This window comes from Streptomyces sp. NPDC048659, from assembly GCF_040650575.1.
Classification (GTDB): Bacteria; Actinomycetota; Actinomycetes; order Streptomycetales; family Streptomycetaceae; genus Streptomyces.
In genome coordinates, this window is record NZ_JBEZHM010000001.1 from 175,611 (window position 1) to 197,941 (window position 22,331).

Below are 22,331 nucleotides of genomic sequence, written 5' to 3' on the forward strand. Positions count from 1 at the left end.
CCGGTGGGGCTGACGGGGCGTTCGCTGCGGCGTCCATGGCGTCCATGGCGCGAGTGAAGGCCGCCGCGCCCCGCGCGGCCACCGCTGGGGCCCCGGCCTCAGCCGTCCGTGCCCAGGATCAACCCGGACGTGGGAACCCCGGTGCCCGCCGTCACCAGGGTCCGGGCCGCGCCGGGCACCTGGTTCACGGAGGTCCCGCGGAGCTGCCGGACGGCCTCGGCGATGCCGTTCATGCCGTGCAGGTACGCCTCGCCGAGCTGCCCGCCGTGGGTGTTCAGCGGCAGCGCGTCCGCCGCGACGAAGTCCGCCGCCTCGCCCGGCCCGCAGAAGCCGAACTCCTCCAGCTGCATCAGCACGAAGGGGGTGAAGTGGTCGTAGAGGATGCCCACGTCGATGTCGTCGGGCGCCAGCCCCGAGCTCCGCCACAGCTGCCGGGCGACCACGCCCATCTCCGGCAGCCCGGTCAGGCCGTCCCGGTAGAAGCTGGTCATGGCCTCCTGGTTGCGTCCGGCGCCCTGGGCCGCGGCCAGCACCACGGCGGGCGGGCGGGCGAGGTCGCGGGCGCGCTCGGCCGTGGTGACGACGAGGGCCTGGCCGCCGTCGGTCTCCTGGCAGCAGTCGAGCAGCCGCAGCGGCTCGGCGATCCAGCGGGAGGCCGCGTGGTCCTCCAGGGTGATCGGCTTGCCGTAGAAGTAGGCGGCGGGGTTGCGGGCCGCGTGCCGCCGGTCGGTGACGGCGACGTGGCCGAAGACCTCGGGCGTCAGCCCGTACGCGTACAGATAGCGCTGGGCGGCCATCGCCACCCAGGAGGCGGGGGTGAGCAGCCCGTAGGGGAGCTGCCAGCCGAGGGCCGCGCCCTCGGCGGAGGGCTCCCGCCGCTGCACCCCGGAGCCGAAGCGGCGGCCGGAGCGCTCGTTGAAGGCGCGGTAGCAGACGACGACCTCGGCGACGCCGGTGGCGACGGCGAGGGCGGCCTGCTGGACGGTGGCGCAGGCGGCGCCGCCGCCGTAGTGGACGCGGGAGAAGAAGGACAGTTCGCCGATGCCGGCCGCCTGGGCGACGGTGATCTCGGGGTTGGTGTCCATGGTGAAGGTGACCATGCCGTCGACGTCGGCGGGGGCGAGCCCGGCGTCGTCGAGGGCCGCGTGCACGGCCTCGACGGCGAGGGTGAGTTCGCTGCGGCCCGAGTCCTTGGAGAACTCGGTGGCCCCGATCCCGGCGATGGCGGCCCGGCCGCCGAGGGAGTCGCGGTGGCGGACGCTCATCGGTCCCGCTCCTCTCCGCGCGCCTCAGACCGGGCGCCGGGCAGCCGTACGGTCACGGTGCCGGTGACGTGGTGGCCGAGGCGGTTGGCGCCCACGACCCGGACGACGGCGGTGTCCCCGGCGACCTCGGTGACCGTGCCGGTGAGGGTCATGGTGTCCCCGGGGTAGTTGGGCGCGCCGAGCCGGATGGCGACCTTGCGGAGCTCGGCGCCGGGGCCGAGGCGGTCGGTGATGTAGCGGCCGACCAGGCCGTTGGTGGTCAGGATGTTCATGAAGATGTCCGGGGAGCCCTTCGCGCGGGCGAGTTCGGCGTCGTGGTGCACGTCCTGGTAGTCGCGAGAGGCGACGGCCCCGGCGACGATCAGGGTGCGGGTGACGGGGACGACGAGCGGGGCGAGCTCGTCGCCGGGGCGTACGGGCGCGCTCACGCGTCGGCTCCCTTCGCGAGCAGGTCGCCGAGTTCGGCGAGGAGTTCGGTGCCGCAGCCGAGGTACGCGTCGAGCTGGCGGCCCCAGAGGAAGTGCCGGTGCACGGGGTGGTCGAGGTCGGCGCCGAGCCCGCCGTGCAGGTGCTGGCCCGCGTGCACGACCCGCTTGCCCGCCTCGGCGGCCCACCAGGCGGCGGTGAGGGCGTGCTCGGCGGCGGGCAGCCCCTCGTCGTGGCGCCAGGCTGCCTCGTAGGCGGTGACCCGGATGGACTCGGTGTCCATGTAGGCGTCGGCGGCGCGGAGCTGGACCGCCTGGTGGGTGGAGAGCGGGCGGCCGAACTGCTCGCGCTCCGAGGTGTGGGCGACCGCGCGGGCCAGCGAACCGGCGCAGACACCGGCCTGGAGCCCGGCGAAGGCGATCCGGGCGGCGGCGAGGACGTCGGCGTACGGGCCGGGGGCGGCGGGGGTCCCCGTCGGCGCGCCGAGGCGTTCGGCGGGGGCGCCGTCGAGGCGGAGGCGGCCCGCGGACCAGGGGGCGGTGAGCTCGACGGCTTCGGCGGGGTGCCCGGCGTCCGCCGTCCGCACCAGCCACAGCGTCCGGTCCGCGTCCGGTACGAGGACGTGGGTGGCGTCCCGCAGCCAGGGGACCCGGTCCAGGGTGCCGGTCAGCCGCCCCTCGCCGTCCGCCCGTACGGCCCCGGCCCCGGCGGGCGCGGGGAACGCCCCGGTCACCACCGTCGTACCGGCGCGCAGGCCGGGCAGCAGCCGGGCGCGCTGTGCGTCGGTGCCGTGCCGGGAGACGGCATGCAGTCCATAGACGCAGCTCGCGGTGAAGGGGACCTGGGCGGTCGTGCGGCCCTGCTCCTCGGCGAGCAGGACCAGGCCGAGCAGTCCGGTCTCCTCGACGGCCTCGGGGAGGCCGGCGGCGCACAGGGCCTTCCACAGCTCGGCGTCCGTGCCGGTGCCCGCGGCGGCGAGCCGGTCGGGGGTGGCGAGGTCGCCGAAGATCCGCGCGGCGAGGTCCCGCGCGGCCTGCTGCTCCTCGGTGGGTGTGAAGTCCATGTCAGTCCTCGCCTCCCGCGCGGAAGACGGGGAGTTCGAGCTCCTCGTCCACCGCCAGGAACTCCAGCCGGACCGGCATCCCGATCCGCACCTTGTCGTAGGGGACCCCGACGACGTTGCTGATCATCCGTACGCCCTCGGCGAGTTCGACGAGCCCGACCGCGTACGGGGGGTCGAAGGCCGGGAAGGGCGGGTGGTGCATGACGACGTACGAGTAGACGGTGCCCTCGCCGCTCGCCTCGACGGTGTCCCACTCCCGGGAGCCGCAGGTGTTGCAGCCGGGCAGCCAGGGGAAGCGGAGGGTCGCGCAGGCGGCGCAGCGCTGGATGAGCAGCCGGTGCTCGGCGACACCCGCCCAGAAGCCGGCGTTGTCGCGGTTGACGACGGGGCGGGGGCGGCGGGGCCGCTCGGCGGGCTGCTGGGGCTGCTGGGGCTGCTGGGGCTTCTCGGGGCGGGCGGCGGGGGTGTACTTCAGGATGCGGAAGCGATGGGTGCCGGCGAGTTCGCCGCCGGCTTTGACATCCATCCGGGTCGTGACGAAGTGGCCGGTGCCGAGCTTGGTGGTCTTGCGGGGCGAGACGGACTCGATGACGGCGTCGAAGGTGATCGCGTCGCCGGGGCGCAGCGGGCGCAGGTACTCCTGCTCGCAGTCGGTGGCGACGACGGAGGTGTAGCCGGCCTCGTCGAGGAGCCCGGAGAGCTCGTCGTAGGCGCCGGAACGGTCCGTGTGGCCGGAGAGCCCGCCCATCGTCCAGGCTTGGAGCATGGTGGGCGGGGCGACCGCGTCGGGCCCCCGGTAGGCGGGGTCCGTGTCGCCCATGGCCTCGCACCAGTGCCGGATCATGGGCGCGTTGACGGGGTCCTTGCCGGAGCCTCCGACGGCGGCGGGGAGCCCTTCGTACGCCTGGAGCCGGAGGAAGAAGGGGTCGCGGAGGGGGTCGGGCCGCGACTCGCGCCCGGGGGCGCCCGCTCCGGAGGGCCGGTCGCCGTCGCTCATCGCCGCCCCCTCGTCTTCATGCCGAGCCGCATGGTGGCGACGATCTCGCGCTGCACCTCGCTCACGCCTCCCCCGAAGGTGTTGATCTGGGCGGCCCGGTTCATCCGCTCCAGTTCGCCGCCGTCGAACGCGCCGGGCGAGCCGGCCCGGACGAGGGCGGCGCCGCCGGTGATCTCCTGGCACATCCGGTAGACCTCGACGGCCGACTCGGTGCCGGCGAACTTCACGCCGCTGGCGTCCCCGGGGGCCAGCCGGCCCGCTCCGACCTCGCCGACGAGCCGCCAGTTGAGGAGCCGGGTCGCGGCGAGCCGGGCGTGGGCCTCGGCGGCGCGGATGCGGACCCAGGGCGCGTCGAGGCGGCGGGCGCCGGTGACGGGGTCGGGGGTGCGGGCGTGGTCGAGGGCCGCCGCGAAGAAGTCCTCGGCCTGCATCCCGATGGCGGCGAGGGCGACCCGCTCGTGGTTGAGCTGGTTGGTGATGAGGCCCCAGCCGCCGTGCTCGGGGCCGACGAGGTGGCCGGCCGGGACGCGGATGGAGTCGTAGTAGGTGGCGGTGGTGGTGAGGCCGCCGACGGTCTCGATGGGGGTCCAGGAGAAGCCGGGGGCGTCGGTGGGGACGAGGACGATGGAGATGCCCCGGTGCCGGGGGGTGGCGGGGTCGGGGTCGGTGCGGCAGGCGAGCCAGATCCAGTCGGCGTTCTGGGCGTTGGAGGTGAAGACCTTCTGCCCGTCGATCAGCCAGGAGTCGCCGTCGCGGACGGCCCGGGTGCGGAGCGAGGCGAGGTCGGTGCCGGCCTCGGGCTCGCTGTAGCCGATGGCGAAGACGGTCTCGCCGCGCAGGATGCGGGGGAGGAAGTACGCCTTCTGCTCGTCGGTGCCGTACTTCATGAGGGTCGGACCGACGGTGTTGAGGGTGACCATGGAGACGGGGGCGCCGGCGCGGTACGCCTCGTCGAAGAAGACGAACTGCTCGTCGGCGCCGCGGCCCTGGCCGCCGTACTCCTCGGGCCAGCCGAGTCCCAGCATGCCGTCGTCGCCGATGCGGCGGAGCAGCCGCCGCTGGGCGGCGGAGTCGGCGGGGGGCGGGGGGCCGTCGGGCATCACGTCGCGGAAGTACGCGCGGAGCTCGGCGCGCAGCCGCAGTTGCCGTTCGGTCGGGGCGAGGTGCACGGCGACGCCTCTCGTCGGGACAGGACTGTCACGTAAGATTTCTGACTGTCCGTCAGATTCGGTCGCCCTGTCAAGGCACCGAGGCCCGGGAACGCCGGACGGCCCGCACGCCGGTGCCGAAGCACCGCCGTACGGGCCGCCGTTGAAGCCGTCGTTCACCCCGAGGCCGTTCCCCCCGTCGGGCCGGCTACCACCACGGATGGAAGTTGACCACCGTGTTCACGTTGGACTGGTCGATGTGGGTGAAGGCCGAGCCGTTCACACTCGCGGTGTTGTTCTGGTTGGAGGCACCGGAACCGGTCGCCACCTGCTGCGTTGTGGTCGAGTTGCCGTGGTTGTTGCCGCCCACGCCACTGCCGATGATGGTGGCGACGCTGGTGTTCGATCCGTTGTCCGCGAATCCTCCGTTGTCGGCCTGGGCCACGCCGGTGAAGAGGGCGGCGGCCAGGGGCAGGGCGGCGACAGCGGCGATGACGCGGGCGGTACGGATGCTTGCCATGTCTGTTCCTCCGGGAACTGAAGCTCTCTGAATGCTGCGAAGAATGGTGCGAACTGCTGCTCATACCAAGGCGGTTGGCCGTCCGCCTCGGTCGTTTCCTGCTCGACGTCGCGAGATCAGAGTTGCCCACCGAATCCCCGTCGAACCACCCCCTAGCGCCTGATTCCCTCTCAAGCGTGAGGACAAGCCGATAAACCCCCGCGCCCCCACCAAAGCCCCAGCCCACCCCGAGAACGCCCCTACCCCCCGAGAACACCCCACCTCCCCCAAGGGAGGAAGCGTTTCAGCACCTTTCCGGCCAAACCGTTCTTCGGCCCGAAAGAGCTGCCGGACGAGCCGCCCCTGCGCGCCGGAGCACGTCCTGCACGACGGCGAGCGCCTGACCGAGCACGTCTACGGACAGCCGCGCACTCCGACGGAGACGGCACGACCGGCCGAGGCGGCGGGCCTCACGGGGACGGTCGCTCCCCGGGGCGGCCCTTACACGCGCAAGGGGCGCTTCTCCAGGAGAAGCGCCCCTTGGGGACGGCGCGTACGCCGATCCGCCGCGGTGGGTGTGGGATTTGAACCCACGGTGACTCGCGCCACGACGGTTTTCAAGAGAGTGCTGCGGGAAGCGTCTCTGTTGTGCCTGACCTGCTCGTTCCCCGCCCTCGGGACCCTTCATCGCCGACGGCGGTCCACACCTGGTCCACTGACTGGCCCCGGCGGTGGACCTGCGGCTCAGCGACAGGCGGCCAGGTTCACCGCAGTCTCTTTGACGAGGTCGCGAACGAGAAGAAGCGCATCGTCGCACATAGAGCGGACCTCGTCCTGCGTACGAACCTTCCTGCGAGGTGCGGCATCCGCCTTGGTGACGTTGTCCATATCCAGTCGATGCGCCACATCATTCCTCGCCGTAAAGAAGACATCCAGCGAGGTGAAGCGCCCCTTTGGGATCTGTTGGTTCGTGATCCCGAGCGGGGATGCGGCACGAGTCCGAAGATCACTGCTGCCCTGGAAGCTGGCCTTCGTCTTGCTCTTTACATAGAGGCTGAGCAGTTCCGGGCGCGGATCCTGTGACTTCAGTGCTGCGAGGAAGCAGTCTTCCACCTTCGGCGCTCTCGCCTGCTCCTCGACGAACGTCTCGTACTTGTCCCGCGGCGTACCCAGTCGAGTGATCAACACAGGGACCGCGTGCTCAATGAGGGCCTGCACTGAGGCGTCGACACCAGCCGAGGTGAACACGATGGCGGCACGCAGCAGATCCTGCGCATCAGAGTGGAGGCGCCCCCTAGTCTCCGCATTGTTCTGACGCGACCGCTCACGTCGGACTAGGTGCAGTGTGTCGAACAAGCCCGAAACACTGCTATGCGTGCTGCGCAGCCTCCACCAAGCAGGGACGACCTCGGGACATTTGTAGGGACGGTTTCCCAGCGGCCTGAGCTTCAGCTTCGTTATGTTCCCCGGCTTCTCTGGCGCCTGCGCCAACGCCCTCTCGGCGTCCTCGATACTGATGACCGCTTGCGGCTCCATTGCCACCCCCTGACGGATCCGTCTTGGCGAGCAATATCATCTCGCACGCCTTGGGCCCTGCGACCAGTTGTTCCTGACTGACAATCGAGGCTCCCCTCAACGACTGAGATTCTCGTCAGCATGACGTGAATCCTGGCTGAACCTAGCCTTAGTTGGCCCTAGTTAGCCCCTGCTCTGCGATGCTGGAGGCCGATCGAGAGGGGCTGCATCGATGCAGTGGAAGATCCACGGGGAACGTCCGATCTACGAGAACAAGTGGGTGAACCTGTGGCTCACCGACGTGGAGACGCCGGACGGGCACCGCTGGGAACACCACGTCGTCAAGCTCCGCCACCTGGCCGTCGCCGCCGTCATCAACGACCGCCAAGAGGTCCTGATGATGTGGCGCCACCGCTTCATCACGGACGCATGGGCCTGGGAACTGCCCATGGGCCTGGTCGAAGCCGACGAGACCCCCGGCGAGGCTGCCGCCCGTGAAGTCCTCGAAGAGACCGGCTGGCGTCCGGGCCCGATGAAGCCGCTGATCTACGCCGAACCGGCGAACGGCATCACCGACTCCCAGCACCACCTGTTCCGCGCCGATGGCGCCACGTACGACGGTCCGCCGACCGAGAAGAACGAATCGGACCGGATCGAGTGGATCCCGCTGGCGAACATCCGGGGCATGATCGACCGCCGCGAGATCGTCAGCAGCGGCGCGCTCGTCGGCCTGCTCTACGTGCTGATGGACGAAGGCATCCGCTGACCCGGCGGGGGAAGCACCGCTCGCAGCCGGGCCTCGAAGGCAACCGCGGCCGGCACCTCGCGATAGGGCGCCAGCTGCTCGTAGAACTCGCGAAGGTGCCCGGTCACCCGCTCGGAGGAGACTGCTGCGGCGGGCACCAGCGCTTCGATCGCCGTGTGGCACGCCTGGTCGAGCTTGCCCCGCTGGAGCTGCGTACGGGCCAGCCAGAACGCGTGGAACGCCCGGCCTCGCTGGTTCGACGGGTCTTCCCGTGTCAGTGCGTCCGCGATGAGCGGTTCGGCGATCGCCACTTCCCCGAGACGGCCGTGGGCGATGCCTGTGTCCACGATGAGCTTCGGCTCGTCGAAGTAGCTCACCCATGCCGGATCCGGATCGTAGGGCTGGATCCGTTCGAACTGCCCGTGGGCCTCGGCGATCGCGGCGTGCGTGGACTTCCGGTCCCCCAAGGTGGCGTGGGCGAACGCTTCCCGCATCGCGAGCATGGCCCGCACCCTTGCTGTCGTGCCAGTCTCGGTGCGGGCCTGGTCCTGCGCTGCGGATACCAGGGCCAAAGCGTCGGCGGGCTTGTCCTGGTAGGTCGCTTGCAGGCTCATGCAGGCCAGCACGTTGGCCATGAACGGGCGGTCGTCGATCTCCTTGGCCAGTTGCAGGGCTTCCGAGAAGTACGCACGGGCCTGCTGGTACTGGCGGGCGTCAAAGTACGTCCATCCGGTCAGACGCGCCAGCTCCGCCGCGATGCCGTACAGGCCGTTCTGTATCGGCGTCGGCCGGCGGTCCTTCAACAGCCCCTCGACATAGCGGAGCTGGCCCACGACTGCCGGACGAAGGGTCTCGCCGCCGTGCTCGTCGTCGCGACGCCAGTAGTCCTCGATCGAGGAACGCAAAGCTCGGAGCGTGGATGGGCTCGGATTGGTTCCGGCGGCCAGGGCCAGGATGCTGTCCACCTCTACGCCGGGTAACCCGGTGAGAAGCTTCGGCCCAGCCGACACGTCGACGGCCTCGGGTTGATCCCGCTGCGCGACGACGAGGGCGGCCGGTGTCTCCCACGCGCGTCGGGCCAGACCGAGCATGTGGCCGGGGACCCGTAGCCCGTCCGCGATCCGCTCGATCACGTCCATGTGCAGGAGCTGCCTCCGGCCTGCGATCACCTCGCCCACTCGACTCGGTGTCAGCTCGCACTGCCGGGCGATCATGGACGGGTAGATGCCTGCCCTGACCTTGACCAGCCGAAAGATCCTCGTGAAGTCGCGTACCCGGCAGGCGTCGATCATCTCGGGATCGGTGAGCAGGCTGGGCGGGAGTTCCTTCGTGCGTCCTGACTCGGGCATCGGTCACGCTCCGGAGGAGGCTACGGATCGCTTCAAGGTCTCAACCGAACGTGATGTTACCCAAGTTGGGTAATCCGCTGGGCCTTTCTGGCCCTGCGCTCTGATCGCGATCCTTCTGCACATGGCGAAGCGACCGAGGACGACCGCCTTGAGTGATTCGGCGGGTACTCCTGACACAGAGCGAAAGGCCCTCGGGGATCTCCCTGACCTGGGCATCGAACCCCGCGTCCTGATGAGCATGCGGGTATCGCGGGACTCGGGCCGGACGTGGTCGCCGAGCACGCAGGTCTCGGAGGGGGATCCGTTCGACATCCTCTCCGACCCCGGCCGCTATCCCCCGTGCGCGTGCCCCCGCTGCGGCGGTCCGTCTTCCTCGGCCCGCGCCCTTCGGCCGGCGGCCATCACGCGAGGGGCGGCGTAGTGGCCGTTCTTTGGGTGCCTCTATTACGCGGCCACCCGTCCCGGCGAAGCCGTGGGGCTCCGCGAGTCGGACTTCACTCTGCCCGAGGAAGGCTGGGGCCAAGTCGTCCTGTCATCCAGCTCCCCGCGCGTGGGCTCCGGCTGGACCGACTCGGGGGAGTCCTTCGACTCCCGCGGCCTGAAGAAGCGTGCCCGAAAGGCCACCCGCGAGGTACCGATCCCGCCCGTCCTGGTCCGTCTGATCCGCGACCACATCGCGGAGTTCGGCACGGCAGAGGACGGCCGACTCTTCCGCGCGGCCCGTGGCGGCGGCCTCCTGAGCAAGGAATATGGCACCTCCTGGAAGGCTGCTCGACGGGCCGTCCTCACCCCGCGAGAGGCCAAGACCCCGTTGGCCGAAGTCCCATACGGCCTTCGCGCTGCGTGCGTTTCCCTCTGGCTGGAGTCTGGAGTCTCGCCTGCTGAGGTCGCGCGCCGCGCCGGCCACAGCATCGCGGTGCTGTTCCGCTTCTATGCCAAGGCCATCCACCGCATGCAGGCGCACGCAAACCAACAAATCGAACGAGCATTGAACGCCGGTACGGGGTGTAAAGGGGTCACCTCAGCGTCCACAACGTAGACAGAGCGACGCCGAGTACCTGCAGCTCAGGGGACGGAACGATCTACGCAGCTGACAAACGTCCACAGTTCTCGTAGGATTCAGCCATGCCCGACTACCCCGTTCAGCGCCCAGGACTCTTCGCCCCCTCCGACGTACCCGAAGCGGCGGGGGAACAGGTCGTCCCGAGCAGGATCAAGACCACATCGCCGTTCCATCAGCCTCGTGACCTCACCGAGGAGCAACGCGAAAAATTCAGAAAGATGTCGAGAGATTCTCGCGAGGCAAGGCGATCGGCACTAGCTGGAGAAGGACCAGCTCCGCTTCACGAGATTAACATTCCGAATCTTCGCCCACTTGACCTCATGCCACAGCGTGACGGTGGCGGCAAAACAGCTCTTTCACTCTTCAGCGGTGGGGGCGGCTTGGACCTTGGGGTAGAGCGCGCCGGCTTCACTCACACCGCATCGTTTGAGCTGATGCCGGAGGCTGGGGACACTCTTCGCAAGGCTCGCGATCAGTGGGCTGTATTCAGCGGTAGCGAGGGCGATGTTCGCGAAGTCGACTTCAAGCAATGGCGCGGACAAGTAGACCTTCTTCACGGAGGTCCTCCTTGCCAACCGTTCTCCAATGCCGGACGCCAGCAGGGCCACTTGGACGAACGGGACATGTGGCCTCAGTTCGTGCGCGCCGTGAAGGAAATTAAGCCGGCCGCGTTCGTAGGAGAGAACGTTCCAGCTCTCGCTAGCCCGAAGTTCACCCAGTACGTCGACGAGCAAATCATGGCCCCTTTGGCCGGAAGTTACCACGTACAGAGGGTAATCCTCCAAGCCAGCGACTTTGGCGTTCCCCAGGTACGGCGCCGCGTTTTCTTCGTCGGCTTCCGAAACAAGAAAATTGCTAGCCGCTGGAGTCCGCCAGAGCCTACGCATCAGTGGGGTGATGAATCCATCACGGGCGGAGCCCCCTGCATGGGCCTTCGTGAAGCCCTGGGCCTTCCAGATATCGGAATCGACGACCTGTCACCAACAATCAGAAGCAGTCTGACCGGTCCGCGACACACAACTTCCATCCTGAACAGCGTGGCGGCACAGCGCAGGTTCGAAAGCCTCCAGATTTGGCCCAACGGCGTTGCAGCGGACCGCGCTTCAGCCCGAGCCTTCGTAGCCAAGAACGGGCATTTCCGCCTATCAGTACCCGACGTCGCCCTAATTCAAGGATTTCCGGAAGATTGGCCTTTTGTGGGCGCTACATACATGGCCCTAGGCCAGATCGGAAATGCGGTCCCGCCGCCCCTAGCCTACGCTGTTGCATCCTCCGTCATGGACGCCTTGCCCAGATAATCGGCCACCAATTTGCGCAAGTGGATAGCCGGCTCTTCCTTAATCATAGGAAGTTTTTCAATATAAGTCATCGGGATGTGCGGGTTATTCAGCGTTGCCCCCCTCGACATGACATACAGGCATCGCTCCCGCATTATTTCCACCATGCGATCCAGGGAGTACCGGATATCTTTTCCAGAGGTGAGGTCGGCCTGCTCTTCGTATTTCGCAGCCGTCCACTGATTCTTCATCACCCATCTGGCCTCCTGCTTCGTGTAGTACTCCTTTTCACCCAGCAGGTCGATGACTGAAGATTCGGAGATCCCTTTCATCGCATGCTGGGCAAGCGACACGTCAGGGCGAACATACTCTTCCTTGCTTGAAATCCAAGCAACCATGGCATCCGGAGAGGCGTAGTAACTGTGCTGCAACTTCTCTCCGCGAGCGTCATAGACACCAAAAAGCCAATGGATATTCTTCCATTTTGCAAAATGCCCTGGCCCCAAGTCCCGCACCGTTGAAACGCCTTTTCGCGTAGCAGATTTAAGCTCGAAATCAACGGTCTGGCCAGCGATAGTGAGAGAGGCGTCGATGTCTGCCCGCTTCCTTCCTTCCGGCACCTCCAGATTGAAACGATCGACCATCTGAATCTCGCGCTTGTCATCCTGCACACTCATGATCGGCATCATGGCATGGGAACGCCGGTGCGGGGGAGGGTTATGGACACTCCCCTACCACGGCACACGTTGCTGTTGCGTCGTGACCTGCGGTCTCCGACCCTGCTGCGGCGGGAATCTGGTCCACGCCTGGTCCACACAGCATGATCCAAAGCGGTACACGGGCGGGTCAGTGTGAGACAGGCCCCCACGACGAAGGGGTGCCCCTGGTCGGGACACCCCTTCTGGTCAGCAAGCTCGCTGAGCTGGCGGTGGGTGTGGGATTTGAACCCACGGTGACATCGCTGCCACGACGGTTTTCAAGACCGTTCCCTTAGGCCGCTCGGGCAACCCACCTTCGCCGCCGCTCACCAGGAGCGGAGCGGCTACAGCCTACCGGCTCGGCCGGGGGTGGCGGGGAGGGAAGCCCGAGGGGTGGGACGGGGTGGGTCAGCTGTCGCCCGTGCGTTCGCCGAGGGTGACCGTGGCCGTGGCGGTCTTGCCGCCGCGCTCGTAGGTGATCTTCACCGTGTCGCCCGGCTTGTGCGTCCAGATCTCGCTGATCAGGGTCGGGCCGCTGTCGATCGGGTGGTCGTCCAGGGCCGTGATCACGTCGCCCGGCTTCAGGCCCGCCTTGGCCGCCGGGCCGTTCGGCGTCACCGACGCGGTGCCGCCGGCGCCCTGCTCCGCGATGGTCGCGCCCTCGCCCTTGTCCTGCATGTTCACCGTCGCGCCGATCACCGGGTAGACCGGCTTGCCCGTCTTGATCAGCTGCTCGGCGACATTCTTGGCCTGGTTCACCGGGATGGCGAAGCCCAGGCCGATCGAGCCCGCCTGCGACTGGCCGTAGCCGCTGCCGGCCGACTGGATCGCCGAGTTGATGCCGATCACCGCGCCGCTCGCGTCGAGCAGCGGGCCGCCCGAGTTGCCCGGGTTGATCGACGCGTCCGTCTGCAGCGCGCTCATGTACGAGTTCTTGCCGCCCGAACCGTCGCCCGAGGCCACCGGGCGGTTCTTGGCGCTGATGATGCCCGTGGTCACCGTGTTCGACAGGCCGAAGGGCGCGCCGATCGCGATCGTCGAGTCGCCGACCGCCACCCGGTCCGAGTCGCCCAGCGGCAGCGGCGTCAGGTTCGACGGCGCGTTCTTCAGCTTGATCACGGCCACGTCGTAGCCCTGGGCCCGGCCCACGACCTCCGCGTCGTACGTCTTGCCGTTCGAGAACGTCACGGACAGCGTGCCGCCGTCCGCCGCCGACGCCACCACGTGGTTGTTCGTGACGATGTGGCCCTGCTTGTCGTAGACGAAGCCCGTGCCCGTGCCGCCCTCGCCCTCCGCGCCGCCCGACTTCGCCTGGATCGTGACCACGCTCGGCAGCGCCTTCGCCGCCACCGCCGCCACCGTGCCCGGGTCGCGCTTGAAGGACGCCGGGGCGTCGCCCGAGGACACCGTGGTCGAGCCGGACGAGCCGTCGTCGCGCGACGCCGCCCAGTAGCCGATGCCGCCGCCCACGCCGCCCGCCACCAGCGCCGCGACCAGCACGGCCGCCACCAGGCCGCCGCCCCCGCGCTTGCGCGGCGCCTCCGGGACCGGCGGCACCGGCGCGCCCCACACCGGGGTCACCGGCGGGGCGGGGGGCCAGCCTCCGTTGTCCGCCGGGACGGGGGCGGGAGCGGGCGCGGGGGTGTGCGCGTACGCCGGGGTGGGCGGCGGGGGAGGGGTCGCGTGCTGCTCCTGCGGCGCGGGGGGCGCGGGGGGCTGGACCGGCTGCTGAGCCTGCTGCGGCGCGGGGGGCGCGGGCTGCTGGACCGGCTGCTGCTGCGCGGGCTGCTGGAGGGTCTGCTGGACCTCCGGCTCGGGCTGCCGCACCGGCTCAGGCGTCGGCTCGGGCTCGGGCGTCCCCTCGGCGGCGGCAGGCGTCGGAGGGGCCGCGGGCGGGGCCGGAGGCGCGGGAGGCGTGGGAGGGGTGGACGGGGCACTCCGGTCCGCCGGAACCGCCGTGCCCTCGTTCTCGGTGCTCACAGCTCTCTCCTCGTTCACTGCACGGGTTGGGTGGGGGAAGCCTGGTCCATGGTGCTGCGCTCAGCTTTTCCCACCGGACGTCAGGCCACTGTAAGCCGGAGCTGTGTGTCCGTACCCCATCCTTTATATAGGGGCATATAAGACACAGCCTTACCATGTCGCGGTGACCCACGCACCGCAGCAACCGAACCGCCTCCCCGTCCAGGTGGTCGCCCACCGCGGGGCCTCCGAGGACGCCCCGGAACACACCCTCGCCGCCTATGTGAAGGCCATCGAGGACGGCGCCGACGCCCTGGAGTGCGACGTGCGGCTGACCGCCGACGGGCACCTCGTCTGTGTCCACGACCGGCGCGTCAACCGCACCTCCAACGGCCGCGGCGCCGTCTCCGCCCTGGAGCTCGCCGACCTCGCCGCCCTCGACTTCGGCACCTGGAAGGGGCGCGAGGAGGCCGGCGAGAGCCCCGACCGGGCCGACCCCGGGGCCACCTCCGTCCTCACCCTGGAGCGGCTCCTGGAGCTCGTCGCCGACGCCGGGCGGCGGGTCGAGCTCGCCATCGAGACCAAGCACCCCACCCGCTGGGCCGGGCAGGTCGAGGAGAAGCTGCTCCAGCTCCTCGGCCGCTTCGGGCTCGCCGCCCCCGCCGCGCCCGAGGACTCCCCGGTCCGCGTCATGAGCTTCTCGCCCCGCTCCCTGCACCGGATCGCCGCCGCGGCGCCGACCCTGCCGACCGTCTCGCTCTCCCAGTTCGTCACCCCGCGGCTGCGCGACGGGCGGCTGCCCGCGGGCGCCCGGATCGCCGGGCCCTCGATGCGGATCGTCCGGCACCACCCCGCCGTGATCCTGCGGCTCCAGAAGGCCGGCCACCAGGTGCACGTCTGGACGGTCGACGAGCCCGAGGACGTCGAGCTGTGCGTGCGGCTCGGCGTCGACGCGATCATCACCAACCGCCCGAAGCGCGTGCTGGCCCAGCTGGACCGTCTTTAAGCCCCCTTAGTCACGTGTGCCCCCTCTTTCACAGGGGTACGAGGTGTGCCCCGGCGCGTTCGGGACGTACGCGATCGTCACGAGTGCCTCACCCGACCCTTACTGGCCGGTTTCCGGTCCAGGCCATTGGGGCATTCACACCGTGGCGTGGGGCAAAGGAGGTCTCGGGGGTGGCGTTGGTGGTGGCACAGGAGGTGCCCACGTCGTCGAGCATGGCCGTACCCCATGGCCCTGCGGGCGTGGGTGAGGCGCGACACCGGATGCGGGAGCAGTTGTACCGCAGCGGAATGTCCGAAACGGTCGTCGACGACGCGGTACTGATCCTTTCCGAACTGCTGAGCAACGCGTGTCGCCACGGCAGGCCGCTCGGTCACGCGGACGTGGGCGACGGCGACGTGCGGGCGGCCTGGAGCATCGACAGAGCGGGCGGCCTGCGGGTCGAGGTGACGGACGGAGGCGGTCCGACCCGCCCCGTGCCCGCCACGCCCTCGGTCACCGCGCGCGGCGGCCGCGGGCTGAACATCATCAGCGCGCTGGCGCAGGACTGGGGCGTACGGGACAGCGCGACCGGCGAGGTCACGGTCTGGGTGCTCGTCACCGAGGGCCATCGCCGCGAGGACTTCGCGGCACGGGTCGGCGGCGGCTCCGGGCTCGACTTCCTGGACGCGTACGACGAGTTGGAGTGAGCCCGCCCGCACGGCCACGAGCCCCGCGGCGCGGAGCCGCCCCGGGGCCGCGGCCGGTGGCCCGGGCCCTGTCGTCGGTGCCCCGCACGGCGGCTTCCCGCCATGCGGGAGCCCGGGCGGCTAGGCTCGCGCCCTAGACAGCACCGCCGCGATCGGGAGATAGCCACACCATGGCCAAGAAGCGCCCCCAGACGAAGCCCGGCAAGTCCGGCCAGGCACAGGTCACCAGCGGGGAGATCCCGGTCGTCGGCGCGCGCGAGCCGTGCCCCTGCGGCTCGGGCCGCCGCTACAAGGCGTGCCACGGGCGCGCCGCCTCGCACGCCGTGACCGAGCTGGTCCAGCGCCCCTTCGAGGGGCTGCCCGGCGAGTGCGACTGGGTCGCGCTGCGCGAGCTCGTGCCCGCCGCCACCGTGCCGCTCACCCTCAAGGACGGGCTGCCCGAGGGCGTCCCGTCGGTGACGCTGGCGACCGTGCTCCCGATGGCCTGGCCGGCGCTGCGCCGCGACGACGGCTCCGTGCTGCTCGCGCTGCAGAACGACTCGTCCTCCGGGGACCTCGCCCGCGACCTCGCCGACACCCTCCAGCGCGCCCTCGTCGCCGAGCCCGGCACGCCGGTCGCCGCGCGGCGCGTGGAGCCGGAGGGCCCGCGGCTGCAGGACCTGCTCGACCCGAGCGGCGATTTCGCGCCGGACGTGCACACCGGTTTCGAATTCTGGATTCCCGAGTCCTCGGACAATTCCAGCCCCGAGGTCAGCGCCTCCCTGGAGCGCGCCAACGCCGCCGCCATCCCCACCGTGAAGCTGACCGGTGTGGACGCCGCCTACTGGTGCGAGACCCCGGACAAGAACCACCTGCGCTGGGTCATGCCGTACCCGGAGGAGAAGCTGCTCGACGCGCTGGCCCGGCTCCAGGCCGCCGGCGTCTCCTCGCTCGGCCCGGACACCCGGCTCGTCGGCTCCTTCCGCGCGCACGGTCTGATGGTCCCCGTCTGGGACCTGCCGACCGGCATGACCGCGGAGGACTGCGAGAAGCCGGCGGCGGAGTTCGCCGAGCGGCTGGCCGGGGCGCTCGCCTCGGACGCCCCGCTCAGCGGCGAGGAGCGGCGGGCGCGCGGCGGCCTCACCAACCGTCAGGTCACGCTCAGCTGATACCCCAGGTGGTATCCGTGACGGGCAGACCGACCAGTCGGTGACTTCCGCCACAACACCTCGTGCGGGGGCCTGAATCCCTGTCCGAATAACCGAGATCGAATTTGCGAACGGCAGATCTCTTGTTACCGTTCTGGAAGCCCGGTCGCTGGTGCATCCCCCGTCGCCAGCGATCGGGCCTTTCCATGCCCGCGGTGCCCGCGCGGACGGTTCAACTTCCGTCCCCTCCGGCCGCGTTGCTCCCCGATCGCAGCAGCAGCGGAGTGTTGTCGCCCTCCCCCGCGCCCGCGAATTCGGTCACCGCCGTATACGCCCCGGGCCCGCCCGCCACCGGCTCCCGCGGGGTCTCGCACATCCCTGGTTCGTCCTGCGCGGCGACCGCGCAGCGCACCTGCACGGTGCGGCCTCCGGGCGCCATCAGGGTGAGTACGGCGTCGAGTTCCTGCCCGGTGGCGTTGCGGTAGTACGTGCGCCCCCGGATGTCCCGGCCCTCCGTCACCACGCAGGTCTGCGCCTCGACCCCGTCGGGGGAGGCCAGTTCGGGTCCGCAGCGGGTGGCGGAGGGGAGGGCTGCGTTCCGCTCCGGGGCCGGGTGCGCGGCCCGTGCCGCCCCCGTGCCCGTACCCAGACCGAGATCCGACAGCAGGCCCCGCGACTTCCCGTCGCCGGAGCCGGAGCCGGGATCCCCAGGTGCTCCGGGTGTGCCCGCCGAGGTCCCCGTCGGGGTCCACGCGGGGCCCGCCGTCGCCGCGATCGGCACCAGGACGGCGATCGCCACCGCGCTCCCGAGCCCGATCGCGCGGAGCCTCGCCGGACTCGTCTGCCCCATGCCGCAGCCACCTGTTCCCTCGGAGCGGCCCTTCGGCCTTCGGGGCGAAGATAGCGGCGGCCGGCGGCCGGGAGACGGGGTCCGCGCGCGTTTCCCCTGGATACGGGGGTGCGTCACACCCGTTCGGGTGAACGGCCGCGCCCGCCCCGCGCTCCGGCGGCGGCCCGCTCAGTACGCGAGTCTGCTGCCGCCGCCCGGGGTGCTCGTGCTCGCCTCGACCAGGGCGTCGACGACCGCCTCCACGTCCGGCAGCCAGGGCCGCGCCGAGCCCTCCAGCGGTGCCCGCTCCCAGCGGACCTGGCCGGAGCCGATCACCGACGGCGGCAGCGGCAGATAGCCGCCCTCGCCGTGGAAGCGCAGCGAGGCGGGCACGCTGTCCTTCGTGTAGAGCAGCTCGCCGAGCCGCTCCAGGCTGTACGGGGCGACCAGGATCGCCCAGCGGGTGGGGGTGGCCACGACCGGGCCGAGCCGCATCCCCAGCGCGTCCAGCGCGGCGAGCGCGCGGGCGCCCGCGACGGCCGGCAGGCTCACCGCGCAGGGTGCCCGGCCGCCGGTCGCGAGCAGCACCGGCGCGTCCGGCCGGGCGCTCCACCACCAGCGGATCATGCGGGCGTCGGTGGTCGCCGCCAGCAGCCCGGGGTCGAAGGGGTGCGCCCCGGGCACCACGCACCGCGGGTCGGGGCAGGCGCAGGCGGCCGAGGCGGGGGCCGCCGGGGCGGCGCGCCGGGCGCGCGCTCCCGCGTCTCCCTTGGCTCCCTTGGCTCCCTTCGCCTTGGGCGCCACCACCGCCCGCAGTCCCGCGCCGGGCAGGACGGGCCAGTCCCATACGGTGGCGCACCGCAGGGCCGCTTCGAGCGGGGCGACGGCCGTCCCGCGCTCCGTGCGCCGCTTGCGCCGGAACCGGAGCCCGCGTCGCCATCCGAGGATCTCGCGCATGAGCGCTCGTTCCTTTCCCTTGAACGCCGAATCCACATCACACATCACACCACGTGCGTGACTCCACGTGTCGAGCTCTTCACTGTGCGTATCACCCTGTGTGCGCCGCGCGGGTCGCCGTGCGGATCACTGTGCGTCTCAGCCTGCGTCTCAGCGTGCGTGTCAGCGTGCTGCCAGCCATGCGTCTCAGCGCGTACGAGCTGTATCCAGGCGCGGCAGTCGCTGCCGGCCGGTCCTGGCGGTGGAGTTTCCCCGCCACTCGGTTGGAGGGTGCGGCCTTCGGTGATGAGGACGCCCGGGTTCCGCGTCCGTCTCCAGGGGCGTGTCCAACTGCCCCTGCCCGTCACCGATTACGTACCCGTCCCGCTCTGAATGACGCGCTTTGAAACGACGCCAGTCGACCGCAAATGGTGCACACCGGGGGCAATTTTCAGCCAACTTCCCCTGATCTTCAACCCTCTCGTCGCCTCGCACGGACACCACAAGTCCCAAGGTGACAATGCTGGACATCGCTCTACAAGTGCGTGTAGATGTGGATCCACGGGTAGCGGCGCACCATGACTTGGCGACCTGGGGGTTTGCGATGCTCTTGCATGAAATGCGCAGGTCTGAAAGCCCCGTGCCATGAGTACGCCGCGTGCGCCGAAAGTGGCCGGAATCGATTCCGCTGCGTCCCTTCCGCCGCACACTGCGGCCGTTCCTCCGCTCGGCCCGGCGGCCCCGCCGCCCGGCCCCGCCGAAGGCCCCCTCCAGGACCGCCTGGCCGGCTGGGTCTCGGACCTCACCCTCCTCCATGAACTCACCGAGTCCCTGATCAGGACCGGTTCGCTCGACGAGGCCCTGCGCGAGCTGCTGCGCGCCGGAGCCGCCCTAGTGGGCGCCCGGCGCGGCATGGCCGTCCTCGAACCCGCCGACGGCCTCGGCCCCACCGCCACCATCGGCCTCGGGCTCGCCCACGCCGAGCTCGGCACCATCGAGACCGTGCCCCGCAGCGCCACCTCGTACGGGCGCATCCTCGACGGACTCGATCCGCTCCCCGAGGGTGTGCTGCCCCGCCCCGTCGCCGTCCCCGACCTGCGCGGCGCGGACGGGCTCGACCCGCGCCACCGCGAGGTCGCCGCCCGCCTCGGCTACGCCGCCAGCTACGCGCTGCCGCTCGCCACCGAGCGGGCGGGCCGGCTCGGCGCCGTCGTCTGGCTCTACGACGAGCCCGCGGAGCCCGTCGAGCGCCAGCGGCACCTCGTCCAGCTCTACGGCAGGTTCGCCACCGAGCACCTCGCCCGGCTCCTGGAGGTCGAGCGGGCCCGCGGCCGGGTGGCCACCATCGCGGAGGAGCTGCTGCCCAGCCGCCTCCCCCGGGTCCCCGGCGTGCGGCTCGCCGCCCGCCACCGCACCGGGCCCCGCGGCGGCGGCGACTGGTACGACGCGCTGCCGCTGCCCGAGGGCGCCCTCGGGCTGGCCGTCGGCTCCGTCACCGGCAGCGGGCCGAGCGCCCTGGCCGCCATGGGCCGGCTGCGCGCCTCGCTGCGCGCGTACGCCGTGATGGAGGGCGAGGACCCGGTCGCCGTCCTCTCCGACCTGGAGCTGCTGCTGCGGCTCACCGAGCCCGCGCGCCTGGCGACCGCGCTCTTCGCCTACTGCGAGCCGGCCGCCCGCCGGATCGTGCTCGCCGGGGCGGGGCACACCCCGCCGCTGGTCCTCGGCGAGCGGCGCACCGAGTACGTCGAGACCTCGCTGTCCGCCCCGCTCGGGATGCTGGCCTGCTGGGAGGCGCCGAGCGTGGAGCTCTCCCCGCAGCCCGGAGAAACGGTGCTGCTGTACACCGACGGGCTGCTCCGGCGCACCGGCGACCCCATGGACCGGGCCTTCGCGCGCCTGCACGCCGCCGCCGCGGGCGTACCCAAGGCGGACCTGGCCGATCCGGGCGCGGTCGCCGACCACGTCCTGCGCGCCATGCTGCCCGAGGGGCTCGAGGGGCTCGACGGGCCGGCCGGGCCGGACGACGGCGAGGACGTCGTCCTGCTGGCCGCGCGCTTCGAGTGAGGGGCGGCGCCGCGCGAGGCCGCCACGGGCGGCGCCGGCCGCCGGGAGTGAGCACCGCCACCTGCCCGACCCGTCGGTAATGGGTCTTCCGGCTCTGGGCCCCCTTCCGCACGACCGTACGATGGGAATGGTTCAGTGTCGTACCAAGAGGAGGCAGACCCGTGGCCGATGAGCTCACTCCGGGCACCCCGGAGACCCCGGAGGAGTCCGAAGAGCAGGCGATCAAGCAGCGGAAGAACGGCCTGTACCCGGGCGTCTCCGACGAGCTCGCCGAGAACATGCGGTCCGGCTGGGCCGACACCGAGCTGCACGACCTGACGCCGATCGCGCAGGCCCCGCACACCGCCGACCGCCGCGCCGCGCTGTCCGCCCGCTTCCCGGGCGAGCGCCTGGTGATCCCGGCCGGCAACCTGAAGACCCGGTCCAACGACACCGAGTACTCCTTCCGCGCCTCGACCGAGTACGCGTACCTCACCGGCGACCAGACCCACGACGGCGTCCTGGTCCTGGAGCCGGCCGGCGACGGCCACGAGGCGACCGTCTACCTGCTGCCCCGCTCCGACCGCGAGAACGGCGAGTTCTGGCTGGACGGCATGGGCGAGCTGTGGGTCGGCCGCCGCCACTCCCTCGCCGAGGCCGAGCGGGTGCTCGGGATCCCGGCGAAGGACGTGCGCGAGCTGGCCGCCGCGCTCAAGGAGGCCACCGGCCCGGTCCGCGCCGTGCGCGGCCACGACGCGGGCATCGAGGCGGCCCTGACCGACAAGGTCACCGCCGAGCGCGACGAGGAGCTGCGCGTCTACCTCTCCGAGGCCCGCCTCGTGAAGGACGCCTTCGAGGTCGCCGAGCTCCAGAAGGCGTGCGACTCCACCGCCCGCGGCTTCGAGGACGTCGTCAAGGTCCTCGACAAGGCGCAGGCCACCAGCGAGCGCTACATCGAGGGCACGTTCTTCCTGCGCGCCCGGGTCGAGGGCAACGACGTCGGCTACGGCTCGATCTGCGCCTCCGGCGCGCACGCCTGCACCCTGCACTGGGTCCGCAACGACGGCCCGGTCCGCTCCGGCGACCTGCTGCTGCTCGACGCGGGGGTGGAGACCACCGAGCTCTACACCGCCGACGTCACCCGCACCCTGCCGGTCGACGGCCGGTACACGGAGATCCAGCGCAAGATCTACGACGCCGTGTACGAGGCACAGGAGGCGGGCATCGCCGCGGTGAAGCCGGGCGCCTCCTACCGCGACTTCCACGACGCCGCCCAGCGCGTGCTGGCCGAGAGGCTGGTCGAGTGGGGCCTCGTCGAGGGCCCGGCCGAGCGCGTCCTGGAGCTGGGCCTCCAGCGCCGCTGGACCCTGCACGGCACCGGCCACATGCTCGGCATGGACGTCCACGACTGCGCCGCCGCGCGCACCGAGGCGTACGTCGACTGCACGCTGGAGCCGGGCATGTGCCTGACGGTCGAGCCGGGGCTCTACTTCCAGGCCGACGACCTGACCGTGCCCGAGGAGTACCGCGGCATCGGCGTCCGGATCGAGGACGACATCCTCGTCACCGAGGACGGCAACCGGAACCTCTCGGCGGCGCTGCCGCGCCGGTCCGACGAGGTCGAGGCGTGGATGGCCGGCCTGAAGGGCTGACCCCGCCCCGTCCCGCACGCGCGCGAGGGCCCCGTCGACTCCGGTCGG

General features: G+C 70.9%; 20 protein-coding genes and 1 tRNA gene. 8 read left to right on the forward strand and 13 right to left on the reverse strand.

The window, feature by feature from the left end:
- Positions 1-98: 98 nt before the first annotated feature.
- The 7 genes from AB0C99_RS00870 to AB0C99_RS00900 all read right to left on the reverse strand — a co-directional run bounded on the left by AB0C99_RS00870 (position 99) and on the right by AB0C99_RS00900 (position 6,934).
- Positions 99-1,265, reverse strand: coding sequence for a lipid-transfer protein (locus tag AB0C99_RS00870; protein ID WP_362467827.1), 1,167 nt, complete (start codon positions 1,263-1,265; stop codon positions 99-101).
- Positions 1,262-1,693, reverse strand: a complete 432-nt coding sequence (locus tag AB0C99_RS00875; protein ID WP_362467829.1) for a MaoC family dehydratase — start codon at positions 1,691-1,693, stop codon at positions 1,262-1,264. The genes AB0C99_RS00870 and AB0C99_RS00875 overlap by 4 nt, the downstream gene beginning before the upstream one ends.
- Positions 1,690-2,754 (reverse strand): acyl-CoA dehydrogenase family protein, encoded by a 1,065-nt coding sequence (locus tag AB0C99_RS00880; protein ID WP_362467831.1) that lies wholly within the window; start codon positions 2,752-2,754, stop codon positions 1,690-1,692. Before AB0C99_RS00880 ends, AB0C99_RS00875 begins: the two co-directional genes overlap by 4 nt.
- 1 nt (position 2,755) lies before the next feature.
- Positions 2,756-3,751, reverse strand: coding sequence for a bifunctional MaoC family dehydratase N-terminal/OB-fold nucleic acid binding domain-containing protein (locus AB0C99_RS00885; protein WP_362467833.1), 996 nt, complete (start codon positions 3,749-3,751; stop codon positions 2,756-2,758).
- Entirely contained in the window at positions 3,748-4,920 is a 1,173-nt protein-coding gene (locus tag AB0C99_RS00890) for an acyl-CoA dehydrogenase family protein (RefSeq protein WP_362467835.1), read from the reverse strand. Before AB0C99_RS00890 ends, AB0C99_RS00885 begins: the two co-directional genes overlap by 4 nt.
- Positions 4,921-5,107: 187 nt before the next feature.
- On the reverse strand, positions 5,108-5,419 hold the full coding sequence (locus tag AB0C99_RS00895; RefSeq protein WP_362467837.1) for a hypothetical protein: 312 nt from the start codon (positions 5,417-5,419) through the stop codon (positions 5,108-5,110).
- A gap of 723 nt (positions 5,420-6,142) precedes the next feature.
- Entirely contained in the window at positions 6,143-6,934 is a 792-nt protein-coding gene (locus tag AB0C99_RS00900) for a hypothetical protein (protein ID WP_362467839.1), read from the reverse strand.
- A gap of 211 nt (positions 6,935-7,145) precedes the next feature.
- Here AB0C99_RS00900 and AB0C99_RS00905 point away from each other — a divergent pair, with 211 nt between their 5' ends.
- Complete coding sequence (locus AB0C99_RS00905) at positions 7,146-7,679, forward strand: NUDIX hydrolase (RefSeq protein ID WP_362467841.1); 534 nt, start codon at positions 7,146-7,148, stop codon at positions 7,677-7,679.
- Here AB0C99_RS00905 and AB0C99_RS00910 read toward each other — a convergent pair.
- Positions 7,649-9,007, reverse strand: coding sequence for a tetratricopeptide repeat protein (locus AB0C99_RS00910; RefSeq protein WP_362467843.1), 1,359 nt, complete (start codon positions 9,005-9,007; stop codon positions 7,649-7,651). The genes AB0C99_RS00905 and AB0C99_RS00910 overlap by 31 nt on opposite strands.
- 472 nt (positions 9,008-9,479) lie before the next feature.
- On the opposite strand from AB0C99_RS00910, the gene AB0C99_RS00915 reads away from it, so the two are divergent.
- Together AB0C99_RS00915 and dcm are read left to right on the forward strand one after the other, a co-directional pair.
- The gene (locus AB0C99_RS00915) at positions 9,480-10,046 is read left to right on the forward strand and encodes a hypothetical protein (RefSeq protein ID WP_362467845.1); all 567 of its coding nucleotides are present in this window, start codon (positions 9,480-9,482) and stop codon (positions 10,044-10,046) included.
- Between the two features lie 344 nt (positions 10,047-10,390).
- Positions 10,391-11,368 carry a DNA (cytosine-5-)-methyltransferase gene (gene dcm, locus AB0C99_RS00920; RefSeq protein ID WP_362468100.1) on the forward strand — a complete coding sequence of 326 codons (978 nt, stop codon included), beginning with the start codon at positions 10,391-10,393 and terminating at the stop codon, positions 11,366-11,368.
- Here the strand turns inward: dcm and AB0C99_RS00925 are convergent.
- From AB0C99_RS00925 to AB0C99_RS00935, 3 genes are all read right to left on the reverse strand, one after another.
- On the reverse strand, positions 11,326-12,024 hold the full coding sequence (locus AB0C99_RS00925; protein ID WP_362467846.1) for a hypothetical protein: 699 nt from the start codon (positions 12,022-12,024) through the stop codon (positions 11,326-11,328). The genes dcm and AB0C99_RS00925 overlap by 43 nt on opposite strands.
- Before the next feature lie 246 nt (positions 12,025-12,270).
- A tRNA-Ser gene (locus tag AB0C99_RS00930) sits at positions 12,271-12,360 on the reverse strand.
- A gap of 93 nt (positions 12,361-12,453) precedes the next feature.
- Positions 12,454-14,025, reverse strand: coding sequence for a trypsin-like peptidase domain-containing protein (locus AB0C99_RS00935; RefSeq protein ID WP_362467848.1), 1,572 nt, complete (start codon positions 14,023-14,025; stop codon positions 12,454-12,456).
- Between the two features lie 163 nt (positions 14,026-14,188).
- Here AB0C99_RS00935 and AB0C99_RS00940 point away from each other — a divergent pair, with 163 nt between their 5' ends.
- From AB0C99_RS00940 to AB0C99_RS00950, 3 genes are all read left to right on the forward strand, one after another.
- A complete protein-coding gene (locus AB0C99_RS00940) occupies positions 14,189-15,010 on the forward strand; it encodes a glycerophosphodiester phosphodiesterase (RefSeq protein WP_362467850.1) in 822 nt (273 codons plus the stop codon).
- A gap of 83 nt (positions 15,011-15,093) precedes the next feature.
- Positions 15,094-15,696 carry an ATP-binding protein gene (locus AB0C99_RS00945; protein WP_362467852.1) on the forward strand — a complete coding sequence of 201 codons (603 nt, stop codon included), beginning with the start codon at positions 15,094-15,096 and terminating at the stop codon, positions 15,694-15,696.
- A 170-nt stretch (positions 15,697-15,866) separates the two neighbouring features.
- Complete coding sequence (locus tag AB0C99_RS00950; RefSeq protein ID WP_362467854.1) at positions 15,867-16,844, forward strand: DUF5926 family protein; 978 nt, start codon at positions 15,867-15,869, stop codon at positions 16,842-16,844.
- Between the two features lie 211 nt (positions 16,845-17,055).
- On the opposite strand, the gene AB0C99_RS00955 is transcribed toward AB0C99_RS00950, so the two are convergent.
- Together AB0C99_RS00955 and AB0C99_RS00960 are read right to left on the reverse strand one after the other, a co-directional pair.
- Positions 17,056-17,673 carry a hypothetical protein gene (locus tag AB0C99_RS00955; protein WP_362467856.1) on the reverse strand — a complete coding sequence of 206 codons (618 nt, stop codon included), beginning with the start codon at positions 17,671-17,673 and terminating at the stop codon, positions 17,056-17,058.
- Positions 17,674-17,841: 168 nt separating this feature from the next.
- Positions 17,842-18,609, reverse strand: a complete 768-nt coding sequence (locus tag AB0C99_RS00960; protein ID WP_362467858.1) for a bifunctional DNA primase/polymerase — start codon at positions 18,607-18,609, stop codon at positions 17,842-17,844.
- Between the two features lie 648 nt (positions 18,610-19,257).
- Here AB0C99_RS00960 and AB0C99_RS00965 point away from each other — a divergent pair.
- Both AB0C99_RS00965 and AB0C99_RS00970 read left to right on the forward strand, forming a co-directional pair.
- Positions 19,258-20,652, forward strand: a complete 1,395-nt coding sequence (locus tag AB0C99_RS00965; protein WP_362467860.1) for a GAF domain-containing SpoIIE family protein phosphatase — start codon at positions 19,258-19,260, stop codon at positions 20,650-20,652.
- A 161-nt stretch (positions 20,653-20,813) separates the two neighbouring features.
- On the forward strand, positions 20,814-22,283 hold the full coding sequence (locus tag AB0C99_RS00970; RefSeq protein ID WP_362467862.1) for an aminopeptidase P family protein: 1,470 nt from the start codon (positions 20,814-20,816) through the stop codon (positions 22,281-22,283).
- Positions 22,284-22,331 lie beyond the last annotated feature (48 nt).

Coding starts and splice junctions, on each gene's coding strand:
- AB0C99_RS00870 (WP_362467827.1), bottom strand. CDS start 1,265: ATGAGCGTCCGCCACCGCGACTCCCTCGGCGGCCGGGCCGCCATCGCC.
- AB0C99_RS00880 (WP_362467831.1), bottom strand. CDS start 2,754: ATGGACTTCACACCCACCGAGGAGCAGCAGGCCGCGCGGGACCTCGCC.
- AB0C99_RS00885 (WP_362467833.1), bottom strand. CDS start 3,751: ATGAGCGACGGCGACCGGCCCTCCGGAGCGGGCGCCCCCGGGCGCGAG.
- AB0C99_RS00895 (WP_362467837.1), bottom strand. CDS start 5,419: ATGGCAAGCATCCGTACCGCCCGCGTCATCGCCGCTGTCGCCGCCCTG.
- AB0C99_RS00900 (WP_362467839.1), bottom strand. CDS start 6,934: ATGGAGCCGCAAGCGGTCATCAGTATCGAGGACGCCGAGAGGGCGTTG.
- AB0C99_RS00905 (WP_362467841.1), top strand. CDS start 7,146: ATGCAGTGGAAGATCCACGGGGAACGTCCGATCTACGAGAACAAGTGG.
- AB0C99_RS00910 (WP_362467843.1), bottom strand. CDS start 9,007: ATGCCCGAGTCAGGACGCACGAAGGAACTCCCGCCCAGCCTGCTCACC.
- dcm (WP_362468100.1), top strand. CDS start 10,391: ATGCCACAGCGTGACGGTGGCGGCAAAACAGCTCTTTCACTCTTCAGC.
- AB0C99_RS00925 (WP_362467846.1), bottom strand. CDS start 12,024: ATGAGTGTGCAGGATGACAAGCGCGAGATTCAGATGGTCGATCGTTTC.
- AB0C99_RS00950 (WP_362467854.1), top strand. CDS start 15,867: ATGGCCAAGAAGCGCCCCCAGACGAAGCCCGGCAAGTCCGGCCAGGCA.
- AB0C99_RS00955 (WP_362467856.1), bottom strand. CDS start 17,673: ATGGGGCAGACGAGTCCGGCGAGGCTCCGCGCGATCGGGCTCGGGAGC.
- AB0C99_RS00960 (WP_362467858.1), bottom strand. CDS start 18,609: ATGCGCGAGATCCTCGGATGGCGACGCGGGCTCCGGTTCCGGCGCAAG.